The organism is Nocardioides sp. (assembly GCF_041600255.1).
Classification (GTDB): Bacteria; Actinomycetota; Actinomycetes; order Propionibacteriales; family Nocardioidaceae; genus Nocardioides.
This window is the reverse complement of sequence record NZ_JBFIKK010000068.1, coordinates 1-18246: the sequence shown is the minus strand read 5'-3', so window position 1 is coordinate 18246 and position 18246 is coordinate 1. Positions and strand designations below refer to the sequence as shown.

Below are 18246 nucleotides of genomic sequence, written 5' to 3'. Positions count from 1 at the left end.
GCGTTCCGTGCGCCTGTTCGGGCGCTGATCGTGTGGGTTCATCACGGTATGCAGCCGAACCTGCGGTTCCCATGGTGTGCAGAGCATGGGAAGCGCGGGGTGGGCATGGGAACCCAGGTTTCGCGCGCGACTGGGCCGGCGCGACTGCAACCACGACTCGGTCGACTCACCCCGACCCTCGTGTGACCGTCGCCCCTCCCGCCCGGGTCCACGGACCCTGTCCCCGCGCCTGCGCCGGCGCCAAGATCGAGACGTGGACACCCTCGTTGAACTGACTGCGGCCGAGTGCCGGGACCTGCTCACCACCGACACCGTCGGCCGCGTCGGCTTCGTGACACCCCACGGCCCGCGGATCGTCCCGGTCAACTACGTGCTGCGCGACGACGCGATCGAGATCCGCACCAGCCCCACCAGCGAGCTGGCGACGTACGGCCCCGGCGCACGGATCGTCGTCGAGTTCGACCACCTCGACACCGAGCGCCACCGCGGCTGGAGCGTGCTGGTCCACGGCACCTGCGGACCCGCCGAGGACCACCGCAACGGAGATGGACGCGAGCGCGACGTCGGTCCGGTGCCGTGGGCCGGGGGCGAGCGACCGATCTGGTTGCGCGTGCCCCTCACCGAGCTCACCGGACGCCGGGTCGGCGGCCCGCACTGGCCGCACCCCGTGGTCAGCGGCCGCGGGCGCGGCTACTGACCCTCCCCACACCACCCGCCCACACCATCTCGGGTGCGCCCACCCGCAGCCGGTAGGCACAATGGGCGCATCATGTCCGGCCCCGAACCCACCCCCGCGACGGCCGAGGCCGGACCCGACGTCCTGATCACCTATCCCGCCGAGCTGCCGGTCACCCAGCGGCGCGAGGACATCGCCGCCGCGATCCGTGACCACCAGGTCGTGATCATCGCCGGCGAGACCGGCTCCGGGAAGACCACCCAGATCCCCAAGATCTGCCTCGAGCTCGGCCGCGGGCGCCCCGGCAGAGGCGGCGGGCTGATCGGGCACACCCAACCCCGTCGAATCGCCGCCCGCTCGGTGGCCGAGCGGATCGCGTCCGAGCTGAAGACCGAGCTGGGCGACCTGATCGGCTACCAGGTCCGGTTCACCGACCGCACCTCGAAGGCCAGCCGGGTCAAGCTGATGACCGACGGCATCCTGCTGGCCGAGCTGCAGCGCGACCGCCAGCTCACCAGGTACGACACGATCATCATCGACGAGGCCCACGAGCGCAGCCTCAACATCGACTTCCTGCTCGGCTACCTGCGTCGGCTGCTGCCCAAGCGGCCCGACCTCAAGCTGATCATCACCTCGGCGACCATCGACCCCGAGCGGTTCGCCGAGCACTTCGCCGACCGCGACGGCACGCCCGCCCCGATCATCGAGGTCTCCGGGCGCACCTTCCCCGTCGAGATCCGCTACCGCCCACTCGTCGAGCTGCCCGAGGCCGACGAGGAGGGCGAGGCGGTCGTTCGCGACCAGACCGAGGCGATCGTCGACGCCGTCAAGGAGCTCTCCGCCGAGGGGCCCGGCGACATCCTGGTCTTCCTGCCCGGCGAGCGGGAGATCCGCGACACCGCCGACGTGCTGCGCGACCTGAACCTGCGCAACCCGCTCGAGGTCGTCCCGCTCTACTCTCGGCTCTCCGCCGCCGAACAGCACAAGGTCTTCAGCCCGCACACCGGCCGCCGGGTGGTGCTGGCCACGAACGTCGCCGAGACCTCGCTGACCGTGCCCGGCATCCGGTACGTCGTTGACACCGGCGTCGCCCGGATCAGCCGCTACTCGGCCCGCACGAAGGTGCAGCGGCTGCCGATCGAGCCGATCAGCCAGGCCTCGGCCAACCAGCGCTCCGGTCGCTGCGGCCGGGTCGAGGCCGGCATCGCCGTACGTCTCTACTCCGAGGAGGACTTCGAGGCCCGCCCCGAGTTCACCGACCCCGAGATCCTGCGCACCAACCTCGCCTCGGTGATCCTGCAGATGACGTCACTGGGCCTGGGTGAGGTGGCACGCTTCCCGTTCGTCGAGCCGCCCGACAAGCGCACGATCACCGACGGCCTCCAGTTGCTCACCGAGCTCGGCGCGATCCGGCCCGAGGAGGCACCCGGCGGCCCGTCCCGGCGGGAGGAGGGGGCTCCGCGGCCTACCACCCTCTCCGCTCCTTCGTCGCTCCGAGGGGGCCAGCCCCAACCACGGCCTACGGAGCCCCCTCCTTCCGCCGGCACGGGCCGCCGGTCGCGTCGTGGCCGCGCGTCGAGCGGCCCCCAGCTCACCCAGGTCGGCCGCCGCCTCGCCCGACTCCCGATCGACCCCCGCCTGGGTCGGATGATCCTGGAGGCGGAGCGGTTCGGCTGCGTCCGCGAGGTGCTGGTGATCGTGGCCGCGCTCTCGCTGCAGGACCCCCGCGAGCGGCCGGCCGAGCTGCAGGCACAGGCCGACCAGCTGCACGCCCGGTTCAAGGCCGAGGGCAGCGACTTCCTGACCTGGCTCAACCTCTGGCGTCACCTCAAGGAGCAGCAGAAGGAGCTCAGCAGCAGCGCCTTCCGCCGGATGTGCAAGAAGGAGTTCCTCAACTACCTGCGGGTCCGGGAGTGGCAGGACTTCGAGTCCCAGCTCCGTCAGGTCTGCAAGGAGATGAAGATCGACCTCGGCCACCCAGCCGACCTGCCCGACGCCGACGGCATCCACCAGGCCCTGCTCTCCGGGCTGCTCTCGCACATCGGCCTGCTCCAGGAGGTGGCGACCAGCTCCGGCAGCGGACGCCGCGGCCCGCGGGAGTACCTGGGCGCCCGCGGCTCCCGGTTCGCGATCTTCCCCGGCTCCGGCCTGGCCCGGAAGAACCCCCAGTTCCTGATGGCCGGCGAGCTCGTCGAGACCAGTCGGCTGTGGGCGCGGCAGAACGCGGCGATCAAGCCCGAGTGGGCCGAGCGACTGGGCAAGGACCTGGTCAAGCGCACCTACTCCGAGCCGCACTGGTCCAAGAAGCGGGCGGCCGTGATGGCCGTCGAGCGGGTCACCCTGTACGGCGTCCCGCTGGTCGCGGACCGGCCGGTCAACTACGGCTCGATCGACCCGCCGCTGGCGCGCGAGCTCTTCATCCGGCACGCCCTCGTGTACGGCGAGTGGTCGACCCGGCACACCTTCTACGCCACCAACCTGGCCCTGCTCGAGGAGGCCGAGGAGCTCGAGCACCGGGCCCGACGGCGCGGCATCGTGGTGGACGAGCACACCCTCTTCGACTTCTACGACGCCCGGGTCGGCGCCGAGGTGGTCAGCGGCGCGCACTTCGACCAGTGGTGGAAGAAGACCCGGCGCGAGCAGCCGGACCTGCTCACCTTCGACCCCGAGATGCTCACCCACGACCACGCGGAGGCGATCCGCGAGGCCGACTACCCCGAGGCCTGGCAGGCCCCGGGCGCCGAGGGGCTGACCTTCCCGATCAGCTACCACTTCGAGCCCGGAGCCGCCGAGGACGGGCTGACCATCGACGTGCCGCTGGCGACGCTGAACCGGGTGGTCGCCGACGACTTCTCCTGGAACGTGCCGGGGCTGCGCGAGGAGCTGGTCACCAGCCTGATCCGCAGCCTGCCGAAGAACCTGAGGGTGAACTTCGTGCCCGCGCCGAACACCGCCCGGGATTTCCTGGCCGCCGTGCCGGCGGGGGAGGAGCCGCTGCTGGACGCGCTGGAGCGGTACCTCCGGGCCAGCACCGGGGTCGTCGTACCCCGGGAGGCCTGGGACTGGTCCAAGGTCGCCGAGCACCTGCGCCCGACGTACCGGGTCCTCGACGACCAGGGCCGCGAGCAGGCCCGGGGCAAGGACCTGGAGGCGTTGAAGGAGCCGCTGCGCCCGACGTTCGCGAAGGCGATGGCCGAGGTGGCCTCCGACAGCGGGATCGCTCGCAACGGGGAGACCAGCTGGACCTTCGGGACCATCGAGGGGTCCTTCACCCAGAAGCGCGCCGGGCACGAGGTGCGCGGCCACCCCGGCCTGGTCGACGAGGGCGCCAGCGTGGGCCTGCGGGTCTTCGGCTCCGAGGCCGAGCAGGAGGCCCACCACCGCCTCGGCGTACGACGACTGCTCCTGCTCACCACCGCCTCGCCGGTCAAGGCCGTGCTGGCGCGCCTGGACAACGCGCAGAAGCTGACGCTGGCCGCGTCGCCGTACGCCTCGGTGTCCGACCTGCTCGAGGACTGCCGCGCGGCGGTGCTGCAGGACCTCGTGGACGCCGGGCCTGCCGTGCGCGACGAGGCGGCCTTCGAGGCGCTGCGGGCCACGGCCGCCGACCAGGAGGCCCGGGTGCAGGCCGTGCTGGCCGACGTGATCCGGGTGCTCGAGGGCTGGCGGCGGGTCGACCGGCTGCTGACCGGGCGCGCCGACATGGCGATGCTGCCGGCGCTGACCGACATGAAGGCCCAACTCGCCCGGCTGGTGCCGCGCGGGTTCGTCGGCGACGCCGGCGCCGGGCAGCTGCGCCGCTACCCGGTCTACCTCTCCGCGCTCGAGCTGCGCCACCAGAAGCTCGCCACCGGCGGCACCGCCTCGGTGAACAAGGACCGGGCGCTGATGGACCAGGTGGTCGGCCCGCAGGAGGCCTGGCTGCACCAGGTGGCCGCGCTGCCGAAGGGTCGCCCGCCGGGTCAGGCGTTGCGTCAGGTGCGGTGGATGCTGGAGGAGTTCCGGGTCTCGTTGTGGGCCCAGCAGCTGGGCACGGCGTACCCGGTCAGCGACCAGCGCCTGCGCAAGGCGCTGCAGGGCGCGACGTAGCCTTGACGAGGTGAGCGACCGACAGCACCACCGCCCGATGCAACGGGGGTCCTCCTTCTTCGAGACCGTCGTCGGCGGCAGCGACCCCGCGGAGGTCAGCGAGGCTGCCGACCGGGCCGCGAGCCTGCTGGTGCGCGGCGCCTGCGAGACCGACGACGCCGAGGTCGCCGAGCGCCTGCTGCACCTGGCCGACACCGAGGGGATCGAGGCGATCGCCGAGGTCTGGTCCGGCTCCCCGGCGGACTCGCTGGCCGGCTGCCTGTGGCGGCTCTTCCTGCTCCGCTCCTGGGTGTACGCCGACCCCGCCACCGTGGCTGCCGAGTACGAGGCCGGCCGGGCGCACGCCCAGGTCGCCCGGGTGGTCGCGGGCGTCGCCGATCCGCCGGGGCCCGACGAGCTGCGTGCGATGGTCGACGAGGTGCTGCGCGGGATCGCCGGGAGTGACTTCGCCGACGTCCTCTTCCGGGCGGCGGCCTTCGCGCGGGTGGTGGCGACGGGACGGGCCACGCTCGCCGGCCCCTCGGAGGCGCAGGTGCGGCGGATGCTGGTGCTGGCCGAACAACTCGAGAGCGCGGCTCACGCCGAGTTGGACCACGGGCTGGTGTAGCGGCCTACACTGGTCCACGCACGCCGGACCGCGGCAGCCCCGGGTCCCACAATAAGCCGCTACGAGCGGCCACGCGCCGTGAGGCGCTCCCGGTCCGGCGTGCACCACTTTCCCCACTCGGTAGCGTCCACCTCCGTGAAGACACGCATGCTCGGAGACGTCCCCGTCCACCCCCTCGGACTCGGCGGGATGCCGCTGTCGCGACCCGGGCGCGACGGCGAGCTGCCACCGCGCGACCGAGCGATCGCCACGGTGCACGCGGCGCTGGACGGCGGGGTCACGTTGATCGACACCGCCGACTGCTACGGACCGGACGGCCACCCCCGCGACGGCGGCCTGGGGCACAACGAGGAGATCGTCGCCGAGGCGCTGCGCTCCCGCTCCGAGCAGGTGCTGGTCGCCACCAAGGCGGGGATCCGTCGCGACGGCAGCGCCTGGCCGGTCGACGGCCGCCCGAGCTGGATCCGGCGAGCGGCGGAGGGGTCGCTGCGGCGGCTGGGCGTCGAGGCCATCGACCTCCTGCAGCACCACCGTCCCGACCCGACGGTGCCGTACGCCGAGACCATGGGCGCCTTCCGTGAGCTGTACGACGCCGGTCTGGTCCGCCGGGTCGGCATCTCGAACGCGAACGCGGAGCAGATCGTCGAGGCGCAGTCCGTGCTGGGCGAGGCGCTGGTCAGTGTGCAGAACCAGCTCAGCCCTGCCTTCCGCTCCAGCCTCGGCGAGCTCGAGCTCTGCGGCCGACTCGGGCTCGCCTTCCTGCCCTGGAGCCCCCTCGGCGGGATGACCGCGGCCGCCGGGCTGGGTGAGTCCCACGCCGCCTTCGCGGCGATCGCGGCGACGCGTGGGGTCAGCCCGCAGCAGGTGGCGCTGGCCTGGCTGCTGGCCCTGGGCGAGCACGTCATCCCGATCCCCGGGGCGAGCCGACCCGCCTCGATCCAGGACTCGCTGGGGGCGCTCGAGCTGGTGCTGGACGACGACGAGCTGGCCCGGCTCGACCGCGGCTGAGCAGTCCGCGGTCGGGTCAGTCCGCGGTCGGGTCAGCCGAAGGTGCGGGCGATCCGGCGTACGGCGACCCGGGAGGGGTCGCGACGCTGTGAGCGGTGGCCGGGCTCGAAGGTCACCTCGACGATCGACACGTGCCGACCGTCGCGCATGATGCCGAAGGCGGCGATCCGGTGCCGCTTGCGGGACTTCGGGCCGTAGGCCATCCGGTAGTTCTCGCCGGTGCCCTTGCGCACCGAGACCGCGCGCAGCGGCCCGACGTCCTTGCGGGCGTACTCGAGTCGGTCCTCGCAGTCCTGGCGCCACGATCGCAGGACCTGGTGGGCACGCCAGGCCGACTTGTCGTCCCCGAAGCGGGCCACCACCTGGGTGGCGTCCGCGACGTGGGTGCGCTCGACGCTGGCGGAGTAGGTACGTCGTACGGCCGTGACGGCGCCGAGCGACTCCAGTGAGGTCTTCTGGCACTCGCCGACGCTCTGACTGCCCTCCGGCCCGTCGGAGAGGACCTGCCAGGTCGCGTCCATGCCGAGCGCCGGCATCCGCTTGGCGGCGAGCAGGTGGGTGCCGACCGTGCGGCGTTGCAGCGGCAACAGGGGAGCGGTCTTGCCGCGGTTCGACCGCGAACGCGAACGCGGCTTCGTGGTCGAGGTCGCGGTCGGGTTCGGCTTGGCGGAGGGACGCGGGGACGTCGAGCGCTGCTCGGTGTCCTTCTCCACGCGCGGTGGCGGTCCGGCGAGGTCGGTGACGGGTCGCTGGTCGGCGCCACCACAGCTGCTGAGGGTGAGCGCGAGGGCGATGAGGGGGAAGAGCATTACCCGAGGCACGCCTGCATCGTAGGGGCGTTCGGTGTCCGCATCGCGCAGGACATGCGCGGTTCGAGTCGCCCAGTCGGTAGGGTGGCCGCCGTCGTGAGTGCCGTGACATGGGGTCGCGCAGCGGTGCGAAAGGGGATTGCGTGCGAGCGCGAAGCAACGCAACGTCGAGCATCGGTGGGCCTGCTGTGCCCCGGGACAGGGTGCGTCTGCGCGTGCTGCTGGGTGTCGGACTCCTGTCACTGGTTCTGACCGCCACCGGGTGCCAGGCCGAGCGTTCCCCGACCCCCGACCCCTCCCCGACGTCCCCGACCTCCGCGAAGCCGAGCGTGCTGACCTTCGGTGTCTTCGGCCCGCCCGAGGAGATCGAGGCGGTCCAGTCGGTCGTCGACCAGTACAACGCCGCGGCCGTCGGCTCCGAGATCTCGTTGCGCTCGTGGCCGGACCGGGCCGGCCTGATGGCCGAGGTGGAGCTCGGCGCCGAGGTCCCGGACGTCTTCATGGCGTCACGGCGCGACCTCGCCCAGCTCCGGGAGGAGCGCCTGCTACGTCCGGTGGACGACCTCCTCGACGCTCGGGGGGTCGACTTCGGCGACGGCTACTCCCGGGACGGGATGGAGGCCTTCAGCGTCGACAACCGCCTGCAGTGCATGCCCTACGGCATCTCCCCGATGGTCATCTACTACAACCGGGACCTCGTCGACTTCGAGCGGATGCGCGCCCGCGGCCTGAACGCCCCGGAGCTGGTGGACGGCTCCGACGTGCGGTGGAGCTTCGACCAGTTCGCCGCCGCTGCCCGCTTCGCCACCCGGCCGGCCAAGGGCACCCGTGGGCTCTACATCGAGCCGACGCTGCGGGGACTGGCCCCCTTCGTGTACTCCGGCGACGGCACGCTCTTCGACTCCGAGGCGGAGCCCACGTCGCTGGCCTTCTCCGAGGACGACAGCCGCGCCGCCCTGGAGCGCACCCTCGAGCTGCTGCGCGACCCGCACGTGAACCTGACCGACCGCCAGCTGGCCCGGGCCACGCCTCAGGAGTGGTTCGAGCGGGGTCGGGTCGGGATGATCGCGGGCTTCCGCGGGCTGGTCCCCGAGCTGCGCCAGGTCCAGGGCCTGAACTGGGACGTCATGCCCATGCCGAGTCTGGAGAGCCCGGCCACCATCGGGGACATCACCGGCCTGTGCCTCTCGTCCGGGAGCGCGGACATCTCCCGCGCCGCCGACTTCCTGGTGCACGCGACCTCGGCCCCCGCGGTCTCGACGGTGACCCGGGTCGGCTACCTGGCGCCGGCCAACCTCGAGGTGGCGCTGTCGGACGACTTCCTGCAGCCGGGTCGTCAGCCGCAGCACTCCCGGGTGTTCAACGCGAGCGTGCGCTCGATGGAGACGCCGCCGCTGATCTTTGCGTGGGACGAACTGGAGGACGCCGTGGCCGGTGCCCTGCGCCGGCTGGTGAGCGTGCCGGTGCTGGACCTCGACGCGCTGACCGAGCAGATCGACCGGATCTCGCAGCGCGTGCTGATCCCGGCCGATCCGGAGTCGACGCCCGACTCCTGACGCCGGACTCCTGACGCCCGACTTCAGACGCCCGAACTCAGACGCCCGTCAGTCCGGTGTGCTCGCGTCGGAGCCCGAGCCGGCGTCGGTCTCCAGTGACGGGTCGGCGTCGGCGCCGAGGATGGCCTGGGCCACGACCGGGGCAGCCAGCCCGATCTGCCAGCTGCGGGCACCGAGGGCCATCAGGGCGTCCACCACCGCGTCCAGCAGGGCGCCCGGGTCCCGCGTGGCCGGCGGGCTCCACAGGGTGCGGCGCAGGTAGTCGGGGGTGAGCACGTTCTCGACGGGCAGGTTGTTCTCCTGCGCCACCCGTGCCATCGACTCGCGGGCCAGCAGCAGCCGCTTGGCGGCCACCGGGTCCTTCTCCGCCCAGGCGCGCGGCAGCGGCGGACCGTCCCCGCGCGGCGAGCGGGCCGGCAGGTCCTCCTCCGGCAGCTGACGAGCCTCGTCGAGCGCGGCGAGCCAGCGCCCGGCGTACCGCTCGGCGCCGCGGCCGTGGAAGCCCTTGGTGCCCAGCAGGGCCTCCCTGGTCGTGGGCATCGCCTGGGCGGCCGCGACGAGTGCTGCGTCCGGCACGATCCGGCCCGGGGTCACGTCGCGCTGCTCGGCGATCTGGTCACGCATCTCCCACATCGCCTTGACCGCCGCCAGCCCGCGACGACCCCGGACACGGTGCAGCCCGGAGGTACGCCGCCACGCCTCCTGGCGGGTGGGCGCCTCGAAGGTGCGCAGGTGGTCGAACTCCTGCTGGGCCCAGGCGTCCTTGCCGGTCTCGACGAGCTCGGCGGCCAACACCTCGCGCAACTCGACCAGCACCTCGACGTCGAGGGCGGCGTACTCCAACCAGGGCGCCGGCAGCGGGCGCGTGGACCAGTCGACCGCCGAGTGCTCCTTGGCGAGACGGAACCCGAGCAGCGTCTCCACCAGGGTGGCCAGCCCGACCCGGGGATAGCCGAGCAGTCGTCCGGCGAGTTCGGTGTCGAACAGGGCGCTGGGCCGCAGGCCGACCTCGGCCAGGCAGGGCAGGTCCTGGGTGGCGGCGTGCAGGATCCACTCGCTGCCGTCGAGGACCGCCTGCAACGGGGCCAGGCTCTCGAAGCCGATCGGGTCGACCAGCCAGGTCGTGGAGCCGGCCCGGCGGAGCTGGATCAGGTAGGCGCGGGAGGAGTAGCGGTAGCCGGAGGCCCGCTCCGCGTCGATGGCGACCGGGCCCGTGCCCGCGGCCAGGTCGGCGCAGGCACGCTCCAGGCTCTCCGGGGTGTCCACGATCGTGGGCAGCCCGTCGCGCAGGTGCAGCATCGGCGGGGGCTCGGGTGACGCAGCGGCCCCCTCGTCGGGTGCGGACTCGTCGGCGGGAGGGGTGACGCTGGGGTCAGGGGCCATGGTGGTCAGCGACCCACGCCCCGCTGGCCTCGACGGCTCGGGATGACGCTCACGCCCTCGGGGACCGGCGGCAGGCCGACCGCGGTGCACAGCAGCTCCCCCCAGGCCTCGATGTGGGGCGCGAGGTCGAGGGCGACCGGGGACATCGGGTCGCCGGTCGGTCGAGGCGTCCAGGACGCCCGGATCTCGATCTGGGCGGTGCCGTGCTCGTCCGACATGCTGCCGAAGCTCTCGGTGGCCACGCGGGTGACCGTGCCCGACTCCGCGCCGTACGACGCGCCGTGGGCGTCGAGCGCCTCGGTCAGCCAGGACCAACCGACGTCGGCGAGCATCGGGTCGGTGATCAGGTCGAGGTCGATGTCGGCCCGGGCGTAGGCCACGCACCGGAAGGTGCCGTTCCAGGCGTCGTTGCCGGCCGGGTCGTGCAGCAGGATGATCCGACCGGTCCCGACATCGGTGTCGTCGACGGTGACGTCGGCCGACAGTGCCGCCGAGTACGGCGCGATCCGCTGCGGCGCCGGCATCTCCTCGCAGAAGATCTCCGGACGCAGCCGGGCGGCGCGCATGGTCGCCACGGCCTCCCGGAACTCCGGGGGACTCGCGGCCGCACCCGATCCGGGGTGCGTCTCCTGACGGACGACCATGGGTTCACAGTAGGTCGATCGTCAGCTGTCGATGTGCGAACACGCCGACTGACCTGCGAGGCTTCGTCATGTGACTGCTCGAGCCGACCTCCACGACAGCGCCTTCCTCCGGGCCGCGCGCGGCGAATCCGTGCCTCACACCCCGGTGTGGTTCATGCGCCAGGCAGGCCGCTCACTCCCCGAGTACCTCAAGATCCGTGAGGGCATCGGGATGCTCGAGTCCTGCATGGACCCCGACCTCGTCACCGAGATCACCCTCCAGCCCGTCCGGCGCTACGGCGTCGACGCGGCCATCTTCTTCTCCGACATCGTGCTGCCGCTCAAGGCGGTCGGTGTCGACCTCGACATCAAGCCGGGGATCGGCCCGGTGGTGGCCAACCCGGTCCGGACCCTGGCCGACGTCGAGGCGATCCCCGACCTGACCGCCGAGCACGTCGGGTTCATCACCGCGGCCGTGACGTCGCTGGTGAGCGAGCTCGGCGGCACCCCGTTGATCGGGTTCGCCGGGGCGCCGTTCACCGTCGCGTCGTACCTCGTCGAGGGCGGGCCGTCGAAGGAGCACGCGAAGACCAAGGCGATGATGTTCGGCGCACCCGACGTCTGGGACGCCCTGATGCGCAAGATCGGGGCGATCGCTGCGACGTACCTCGAGGTGCAGGTGGCGGCCGGTGCCAGTGCCGTCCAGCTCTTCGACTCCTGGGCGGGCGCCCTGACCCCGGCCGACTACGCCGACTTCGTGATGCCGCACTCGGCGCGGGTGCTGGAGCGGGCCGGTGCTCTCGGGGTGCCCCGGATCCACTTCGGGGTCGGTACCAGCAACCTGCTCTCGCTGATGGGCGACGCCGGCGCCGACGTGGTCGGCGTGGACTGGCGCACCCCGCTCGCCCACGCGATCCCGCTCGTGGGTGGCCGGGTCGTCCAGGGCAACCTCGACCCGACGCTGGTGTTCGCGCCGACCGACGTGATGACCGCCCGCGCCGCCGAGGTGATCGAGGCCGGCAAGGCCGCCAAGGGGCACATCTTCAACCTCGGCCACGGCGTCATCCCCTCGACCGATCCCGACCAGCTCAAGCGGCTCACGGAGTTCGTGCAGTCCCACCCGGTCTGACGGGTCCCGCTCAGGGGTTGCAGCGCGGGCAGCTGGCCGGCTCGGCCCCGCCCGCCGGGCGGGCCTCGGTGCTGATCGCCTCGTGGGGGCAGGCGCCGCAGGCCCACACCACGTGATCGACCGACGAGGTCGCCGTACCGCAGGCGCGACAGGGTGCTCCGCGCACCGTCCGCTGCGGGCCCCAGCCGGGAATGCCGCAGCCCGGGCAGAGTCGCGCCGCTCGGGCCGCCAGGTCCTCGGCTGCGCGCGCGATCACCTCGCGCCGGGAGGGGCAGACGTGGGCGCGCAGGTCGGTCTCAACCCGGGCGGCCCCCGACGGCGAGTGCTCGGCGGCGATCGCCACCGCACGGGCCAGGGCGCTGCGGCCGACGATCCCCTTGTGCACCGTGCCGGCCGTGGCCCGCGCGCCCTCGGGGCGTACGACGAGCCGGTGCCGCGGAGCGTCCGCGCGAGCCAGGACGTCGTCCAGGTCCGCGTCGGGCGCCACCACCGTGCTGAACGTGGTGGTGGCCAGGGAGGTCGCGTGACCGGTCACGGTGTGGCCGGTCTCGCGATCGAGGAGCACGACCAGCTCCTGGTCGACGGTCACGAACGGCACCTCGGGGTGCGGGCCGAACGAGCCCTCGGAGGCCAGCAGGAGTCGGTGGCCGCCCGCGGCCGCGCCCAGCCGCGCCTTGGCGAGCGCGGTCTCCTGCGGCCCGAGCTGCCGCTCGACCTCGCCGCTGAACGTGCCCAGGGCGTCGGTGTCTCCCGGGTGCGTGACCACCTCCAGACCCAGACCCGGGCGCAGCGCCCGGGCGATCGCGTAGGCCTTCCCGTGCCGGGTGGTGAGCACCGCCGTCAGGGAGTGCCACGGATGTCCGTGGTCCCCCCCGGATCGGCGCGCCATCAGTGGGCCGCCGCACTCGACCGCGGGTGCGACGCCCGGGCGACGCCGCTCGCCGCCAGGATGTTCCAGGGCTGCCAGGCCAGGTGACGGTCGAGGCGGTGGGCGCCCTCGGTGTCCACGACCACCAGGTCGATCCAACCGTTGCCGACCAACTGGTGCAGCACCTGGTGCTCCGTGACGATCCGTGCCGTCGCCGTCCGGTCGGCGGCGAGCACGACCAGGTGGCGCACCGGGTCGTGCAGGGCCGGCGACTCGGCGTGCGGCCCGGGGGCCGGCATCCGCTCGTGCAGCGACTGCCAGGGCAGGCCGATCCGCAGGTCACCGCTGGCACCGCTGATCACGCCGACGTCCCCGATCACGTTGTGGGTCGTCTTGTCGCCTGCCCCGAAGAGCTCCGGAGCCACCGTCGCGAAGCGGTAGGAGGCGCTGATCCACTGGGTGACCACCACCGGTGCGGTCAGGATCGTCGTCAGGATCTGGTGGTCGGTGTCCTGCTCGCGCTCGTAGGAGTGCAGGAACACCCGCCCGCCCAGATCCAGGTCCTGGGTGAGCGACCGCGGTCCGACCACGAGGGCCGCGTTCCCGGCCAGCCCCCACTCGGGGGTCGGCTGGGACCAGTCGGCCGCGCGGTGCGCGACCTCGGCCGTGGCGCTGCGCCGCGGCGAACGCCCGGGCAGGGTCGCAACCCGCTCCGTGGCCGTACGCCGTCCGGCCACGGCCAGGTGCTCCTCGATCTCGGCGAGGGCGGCCGCGGTGGTGGCGGGCAGGCCGGTCGCGTCGGGGGCGGCCAGCCGGACCACGTCGAGGGTGGTGTCGTGCACGCCCGCCACCGCCACCGTGTCGTCGGGAAGGACGATGCCGCGCTCGGCCAGGGTGCGCCGGACCTCGGGGTCGTTGAGGGCGTCGGCCAGCAGGTGGGCGTTGACCGTGCCGTCGTTGCCGCCGCAGGCACCGCAGTCGTACCCGCTGGCGTGGGCGTTGTTGGTCACCGTGGAGCCGTGTCCGACCACCAGCAGGACCGGGGCGAAGTCGTCCAGTAGGCCGACGGCGCGCAGGGCGCCTTCGGCCAGGCCGACCCGCTCGGCCAGCTCGGCCGCACTGGCCAGCCGGAGCGGCGCCGAACGCTGGTGCGGTCGGAGCCCGGTCCAGGCCCCGGTACGCCGGCGCAGCCGGGCGGGGACGGTGCTGCCGGCCAGCGCGAGCAGCCCGGCCAGGCTGCCGGCCCCCTCGGCGACGACCAGCGCGCCCAGGGGCGAGCGGGCCGGAGCCGTCATCGTCCGGTGCAAGGTGCGACGCAGGCCGAGCTGCCCGCCCTCCTCCCGGACGGTGGTGCCGGAGCGGACGAGTGCCGGGCACTGGTCGTAGGAGTTGGCGTCGGCGTCGAGGAACCGGACGACGGCGCCGAAGAACCCGGCGTACCCGTGGGTGCGGTGCGCGCCCTGGTGCTCGAGGTGGCGGCGAACCCGCTCGGAGCGGACGTCGATGCACCACAGCGAGTCCGACAGGGGGCGCGCCTTCCCGGTCGCGCTCGGCTGGGCCGGGGCGCTGCGCTCAGCGAGCTGCTGGACGAGCGCGTCGTGGGCGGCGAGCTCGAGAGCGCGCTGCCAGATGCCGGCGCAGCGCTCGACCAGGGCCACCTCCGTGGTGCTCTCCTGCGGGGCGGGCGGGACCGGCGCCGCCGGCACGGGTGCGCCGTCGGTCGCGGCGCCCGTGAGCAGGACGTCGAGGGCCACGCGGAGAGCGAGCAGCTCGACGACCGGACCGTGGTCGCCCTGGCGGCGGGCCCGCCAGCGTGCGTGCGCGGCCCAGCCGGGTGCCGCGACCAGGTGCGCGGTCAGCTGGCGCACCACGTCCGAGGCGGGAACCCCGGCACGGGCGAGGAGAGCGACCAGCGCCTGCTCGGGCTCCTCGGGGAGGGTGCGCACCTGGGCGGAGATGCCCCGCACTCCCGTCGCGCGGTCGTAGCTCGGGTGGGCGGCGGCGGCACGCCACAGCTGCCAGGGGCCGGTGGCGTCGTCCTGGGCGTGGGCCCAGGCGCGAGCGGTCCAGAGGCCGATGTGGTCGTCCACCAGTCGGGTGAGCCCGTCCGTCGCGGCGAGCTCGCAGAGCCGGGGTGCGCGGCCGGTGAGCGACGAGGCCGGCGTGTGGTCCTCCTCGAGGGCGGCGAGGGTGGCGCTGGTGGCGAGGAACTCGGTCACCGAGGCCGTGACCAGCGTGTCCTCCGGGGACTGGTGCGCGGCCTCGCGCAGGGCCCGCGCCAGGTGGGAGCGGGAGAGCGTGCCCCCGGAGAGGTTGCGGTGGTGGGCGTGGAGCGTGAGCCGCAGGGGAGTGCCGTAGGTCCGCGAGGCGAGCGCCAGGGCGTCCTCGACCGGCAGCATCTCCAGGTCGGCCAGCGGGTTGGCGGCCACCGACTCACGCAGCGGCCAGGCCGGCCCGACGAGCAGGCCGGCGGCGGCGACCGCCGTACCCACGTGCTCGGTGGGCAGCTCGGAGACGGTCTCCGCGGCGGGCCAGGCTGCGCTCCGACGCCGACCCAGCGGGCGGACAGTGGTGCGGGTGAGCAGGGTGGCCAGCGACGAGACGGTGGTCAGGTGCAGTCGTCCGGCTGCGGCGGCCGTGGCCAGAGCCGTGGCCACAACGATCGCGACCAGCAGGGCGGCCGTGCCGGTGGACCACACGGCGGTGGCCGCGCCGAGGCCCGTGAGCAGGTGCTCCCACCCGACGAGCAGCCAGACGTACGCCGCTGCCGCACCGCCGGCGGCCAGGGTCGCGACCCTCCGCGGCAGGGTGTCGACCCGGGCCAGCAGGCCGGCCTCCCAACCGGCCAGGCCGGCCACGAGCAGGGCAAGGGCGAGCGGGACCAGTCCGGCCGGCCCGGTGGTGTGCAGGAGGACGTACGCCGCGGGCGCGGCGAGTGCGGTCAGCACCGCGACGGCGCCCACGGTGGTGACGACGGACCGTCGGGGTGCGGCGGCGTGGCCGGGGGTGTGGCCGGGGGTGAGGTTGGTGGCGAGCCACGAGCCGCGCGTGCGGGCCACGGCGTCACCGGCGCGCAGGAAGAGCCAGGACTTGTAGGCGCCGTGACCGACCAGGTGCAGCAGGGCGGCAGCGGGCAGGCCGAGGGCCAGCTGCACCGACATGTAGCCCATCTGACTCGTGGTGGAGCAGGCGAGCCGGCCCTTGACGTCCGGTCGGACCCGGGCCGCCAGTGCGCCCACGGCGACGGAGGCGAGGCCGGCGACCAGCAGGAGCAGCAGGGCGGCGGGCGCGGCGCGCAGGACCGGCCACAGGAGCAGGGCCAGGATGCCGGCGCCGTTGACCACGCCGGCGTGCAGCAGGGCGGAGACCGGCGAGGGGGCCTCGGCCGTGTCGGCCAGCCAGCGGTGGGCCGGAGCCAGGCCGGAGCGGACGACCGCCGCGACCACCAGCAGCAGGGCGACCGCCGTGGTGCCGGCACTTCCCGGCAGGCCGGCGAGGTCGGCGCGGTCCAGGCTCGGCCAGCTGACCGCAGCGATGCCGACGGCCGCCCACAGGGCGAGGTCGCCGACCAGGAGGGTGCGGCGCATCCTGCGGGCGGCGGCGCGGGCGCCGGCGGTGCCGGGGTGGGAGACCAGGCCGGCGACGGCGAGGCCGCTCAGCGTCCAGCCTGCCGCGATGACCGGGAGGCTGGCGCCACTGACCATCGCGGCCAGGCTCAGCAGGGCGGCGCAGGCGAGCAGCTCGAAGCGGACCAGGCGGGGTTGGCCGCGCAGGTTGGTGCGGGCGTAGGTCATCACCAGCCAGCCGAGTGAGCCGATCAGCAGGAGGAGGACGACGGAGACCACGTCGAGCCGGAAGCCGTACGTGGTGCCCGCGACAGGCAGGCCGGTGGTGGGCGTGACGCCCTGGGCGAGGGCGACGGCACCCGCGAGCCCGACGAGGACGAGGCCGGCGGCCAGGGTGCGAACGCAGTGGAGGGCAGAGGTCATGCGCATGAAGTTACACGAAATATGATTCGTGTAATGCCATGCGCGTGTGTGAGTGTCGTCTCATCGACGGGGCCGGGCCGCCTATCCTGCCCTCATGCCCAGCCCCCCGACGAGATCATGGACCTTCCTCACCAACCACGGCCACGTGCTGGTGGCGCTGAGTCGTGATCCGAGGGCGCGCATCCGGGACCTCGCCCTCTCGGTCGGGATCACCGAGCGTTCGGCGCAGCTGATCCTGGCCGACCTCGAGGAGGCGGGCTACGTGACCAAGGAGAAGGTCGGTCGGCGCAACGAGTACCGCCTGCACCCGGACCGGCACTTCCGGCACCCGGCCGAGTCGGACATGCCGATCCGAGCCCTGCTCGACATCTTCGACAACGCCGAGGCGTCCCGGGAGTAGGCGTTCAGTCGCTCGCGGTGGTGGGTGCGGTCGGGGCCGCGGGTGCGGGTGCGGTCGGGGCCGCGGGTGGGGCGCTCGGCTGCCGGGCGCGCAGGCGTCGTACGGCGGGCCGCAGCAGCGGCCAGGCGAGGGCCGCCAGCAGCATCAGCAGGACCGTGAACGGCAGGAGCAGCCCGGCCGTCGTCGCGACCGCTGTCGCGAAGGCGGTCAGCCCGTCCCAGCCCGACCTCAGGCCGGCGACGAACCCCTTCTCGTCCGTCGGCTCCGTCGCGGACGCATCGGTGCGCTCGAGGTGCACGATGATCGTGGAGAGCGAGGTCTGGTCGGCGAGGTAGGCCTGCTGCTGCTCGAGCGAGTTCAGCTCGGCCTGGCGCTGGGTCAGCTGGTTCTCGATCGCGACGATGTCGCCGATGTCGTCGGCTCGGGCGAGCAGGGCCTGGATCCGCTGGATGCTGGCCCGCTGCACCTTGAGCCGCACCTCGACGTCGATCACCTGGGTCGTGACGTCCTCGCTGGTCCGCTTGGAGGACTCGAGATCGGCGACCTGCTCGAGCTCCTGGAGGGCGTCGCCGAACTCGCCGCTGGGAATCCGCAGCACCATCCGCGAGGTGTTGACGACGCCGTCCTCGTCGGTGGTGGTGGCCTCGTCGGACACCTCGCCGCCGAACTCGTCGACGACCTTCTGCACGTCGAACCGGGCCTTCGCCACGTCGTCGGCGCGCAGCGAGACCGTGCCCTTCGAGATCACCGCCTGTCGGGCCACGTCGGAGAGCTCACCGCGGGCGGCCTTGCTGGAGCCGCCGGTGGCGTAGTTGGTGGAGCCGCTGGTGGAGCCGCCCTCCTCGGCGCTGCCCCCCTCGGCGCTGGCGTCGAACGCGAAGCCGTCGAGCGCCGCACCCGAGTCCGGCGGGGCGCCCGGTGCGATCTCGCCCGCACTGCTCCGGTCGCCGCTCATCGTGGAGACGTCGGAGCCGGAGCAGCCGGCTGAGGTGAGCACGAGGGCGAGGACAGCAGGGGCGGCCCACACCAGGGCTGGGCGGTGGTGCTTGCGGGGCTGGCTCATGCAGGTGGGACGCCGGGGGTGCTGTGCGGGTTCCCGGCCGGGGGGG

Annotated in this window: 13 protein-coding genes; 7 read left to right on the top strand and 6 right to left on the bottom strand. The window is 73.5% G+C overall.

The features are described from left to right. The first annotated feature begins 253 nt into the window (after positions 1 to 253). From ABZE72_RS09755 to ABZE72_RS09740, 4 genes are all read left to right on the top strand, one after another. Positions 254 to 697 carry a pyridoxamine 5'-phosphate oxidase family protein gene (locus tag ABZE72_RS09755; RefSeq protein ID WP_372728832.1) on the top strand — a complete coding sequence of 148 codons (444 nt, stop codon included), beginning with the start codon at positions 254 to 256 and terminating at the stop codon, positions 695 to 697. A gap of 72 nt (positions 698 to 769) precedes the next feature. After that, on the top strand, positions 770 to 4765 hold the full coding sequence (gene hrpA / locus ABZE72_RS09750) for an ATP-dependent RNA helicase HrpA (RefSeq protein WP_372728831.1): 3996 nt from the start codon (positions 770 to 772) through the stop codon (positions 4763 to 4765). 10 nt (positions 4766 to 4775) lie between these two features. Further along, the gene (locus tag ABZE72_RS09745) at positions 4776 to 5372 is read left to right on the top strand and encodes a hypothetical protein (protein ID WP_372728830.1); all 597 of its coding nucleotides are present in this window, start codon (positions 4776 to 4778) and stop codon (positions 5370 to 5372) included. 135 nt (positions 5373 to 5507) lie between these two features. Then, positions 5508 to 6380: an aldo/keto reductase gene (locus ABZE72_RS09740; protein ID WP_372728829.1), complete on the top strand. Its 873-nt coding sequence runs from the start codon at positions 5508 to 5510 to the stop codon at positions 6378 to 6380. Between the two features lie 32 nt (positions 6381 to 6412). Here ABZE72_RS09740 and ABZE72_RS09735 read toward each other — a convergent pair whose 3' ends face one another. Then, a complete protein-coding gene (locus ABZE72_RS09735; RefSeq protein WP_372728828.1) occupies positions 6413 to 7201 on the bottom strand; it encodes a hypothetical protein in 789 nt (262 codons plus the stop codon). 203 nt (positions 7202 to 7404) lie between these two features. On the opposite strand from ABZE72_RS09735, the gene ABZE72_RS09730 reads away from it, so the two are divergent. Further along, positions 7405 to 8745, top strand: a complete 1341-nt coding sequence (locus ABZE72_RS09730; protein ID WP_372728827.1) for an ABC transporter substrate-binding protein — start codon at positions 7405 to 7407, stop codon at positions 8743 to 8745. Between the two features lie 48 nt (positions 8746 to 8793). Here the strand turns inward: ABZE72_RS09730 and ABZE72_RS09725 are convergent, their stop codons facing one another. Both ABZE72_RS09725 and ABZE72_RS09720 read right to left on the bottom strand, forming a co-directional pair. After that, positions 8794 to 10128 (bottom strand): ribonuclease D, encoded by a 1335-nt coding sequence (locus ABZE72_RS09725; protein ID WP_372728826.1) that lies wholly within the window; start codon positions 10126 to 10128, stop codon positions 8794 to 8796. A gap of 5 nt (positions 10129 to 10133) precedes the next feature. After that, positions 10134 to 10772, bottom strand: a complete 639-nt coding sequence (locus ABZE72_RS09720) for a DUF3000 domain-containing protein (RefSeq protein WP_372728825.1) — start codon at positions 10770 to 10772, stop codon at positions 10134 to 10136. A gap of 70 nt (positions 10773 to 10842) precedes the next feature. On the opposite strand from ABZE72_RS09720, the gene hemE reads away from it, so the two are divergent. Then, the gene (gene hemE / locus ABZE72_RS09715; RefSeq protein ID WP_372728824.1) at positions 10843 to 11880 is read left to right on the top strand and encodes a uroporphyrinogen decarboxylase; all 1038 of its coding nucleotides are present in this window, start codon (positions 10843 to 10845) and stop codon (positions 11878 to 11880) included. A gap of 10 nt (positions 11881 to 11890) precedes the next feature. On the opposite strand, the gene ABZE72_RS09710 is transcribed toward hemE, so the two are convergent. Then, entirely contained in the window at positions 11891 to 12715 is an 825-nt protein-coding gene (locus ABZE72_RS09710; RefSeq protein WP_372728823.1) for a DUF6671 family protein, read from the bottom strand. A 53-nt stretch (positions 12716 to 12768) separates the two neighbouring features. Beyond that, complete coding sequence (locus tag ABZE72_RS09705) at positions 12769 to 16737, bottom strand: putative inorganic carbon transporter subunit DabA (RefSeq protein ID WP_372728822.1); 3969 nt, start codon at positions 16735 to 16737, stop codon at positions 12769 to 12771. 94 nt (positions 16738 to 16831) lie between these two features. Here ABZE72_RS09705 and ABZE72_RS09700 point away from each other — a divergent pair, with 94 nt between their 5' ends. After that, entirely contained in the window at positions 16832 to 17137 is a 306-nt protein-coding gene (locus ABZE72_RS09700) for a helix-turn-helix transcriptional regulator (protein WP_372728821.1), read from the top strand. A gap of 4 nt (positions 17138 to 17141) precedes the next feature. On the opposite strand, the gene ABZE72_RS09695 is transcribed toward ABZE72_RS09700, so the two are convergent. Next, positions 17142 to 18200, bottom strand: coding sequence for a DUF4349 domain-containing protein (locus ABZE72_RS09695; RefSeq protein ID WP_372728820.1), 1059 nt, complete (start codon positions 18198 to 18200; stop codon positions 17142 to 17144). Positions 18201 to 18246: the final 46 nt, after the last annotated feature.

Excerpts from the sequence above, each read along its gene's own strand:
- hrpA (WP_372728831.1), top strand. The coding sequence starts at position 770 with ATGTCCGGCCCCGAACCCACCCCCGCGACGGCCGAGGCCGGACCCGAC.
- ABZE72_RS09725 (WP_372728826.1), bottom strand. The coding sequence starts at position 10,128 with ATGGCCCCTGACCCCAGCGTCACCCCTCCCGCCGACGAGTCCGCACCC.
- ABZE72_RS09720 (WP_372728825.1), bottom strand. The coding sequence starts at position 10,772 with ATGGTCGTCCGTCAGGAGACGCACCCCGGATCGGGTGCGGCCGCGAGT.
- ABZE72_RS09705 (WP_372728822.1), bottom strand. The coding sequence starts at position 16,737 with ATGACCTCTGCCCTCCACTGCGTTCGCACCCTGGCCGCCGGCCTCGTC.
- ABZE72_RS09700 (WP_372728821.1), top strand. The coding sequence starts at position 16,832 with ATGCCCAGCCCCCCGACGAGATCATGGACCTTCCTCACCAACCACGGC.
- ABZE72_RS09695 (WP_372728820.1), bottom strand. The coding sequence starts at position 18,200 with ATGAGCCAGCCCCGCAAGCACCACCGCCCAGCCCTGGTGTGGGCCGCC.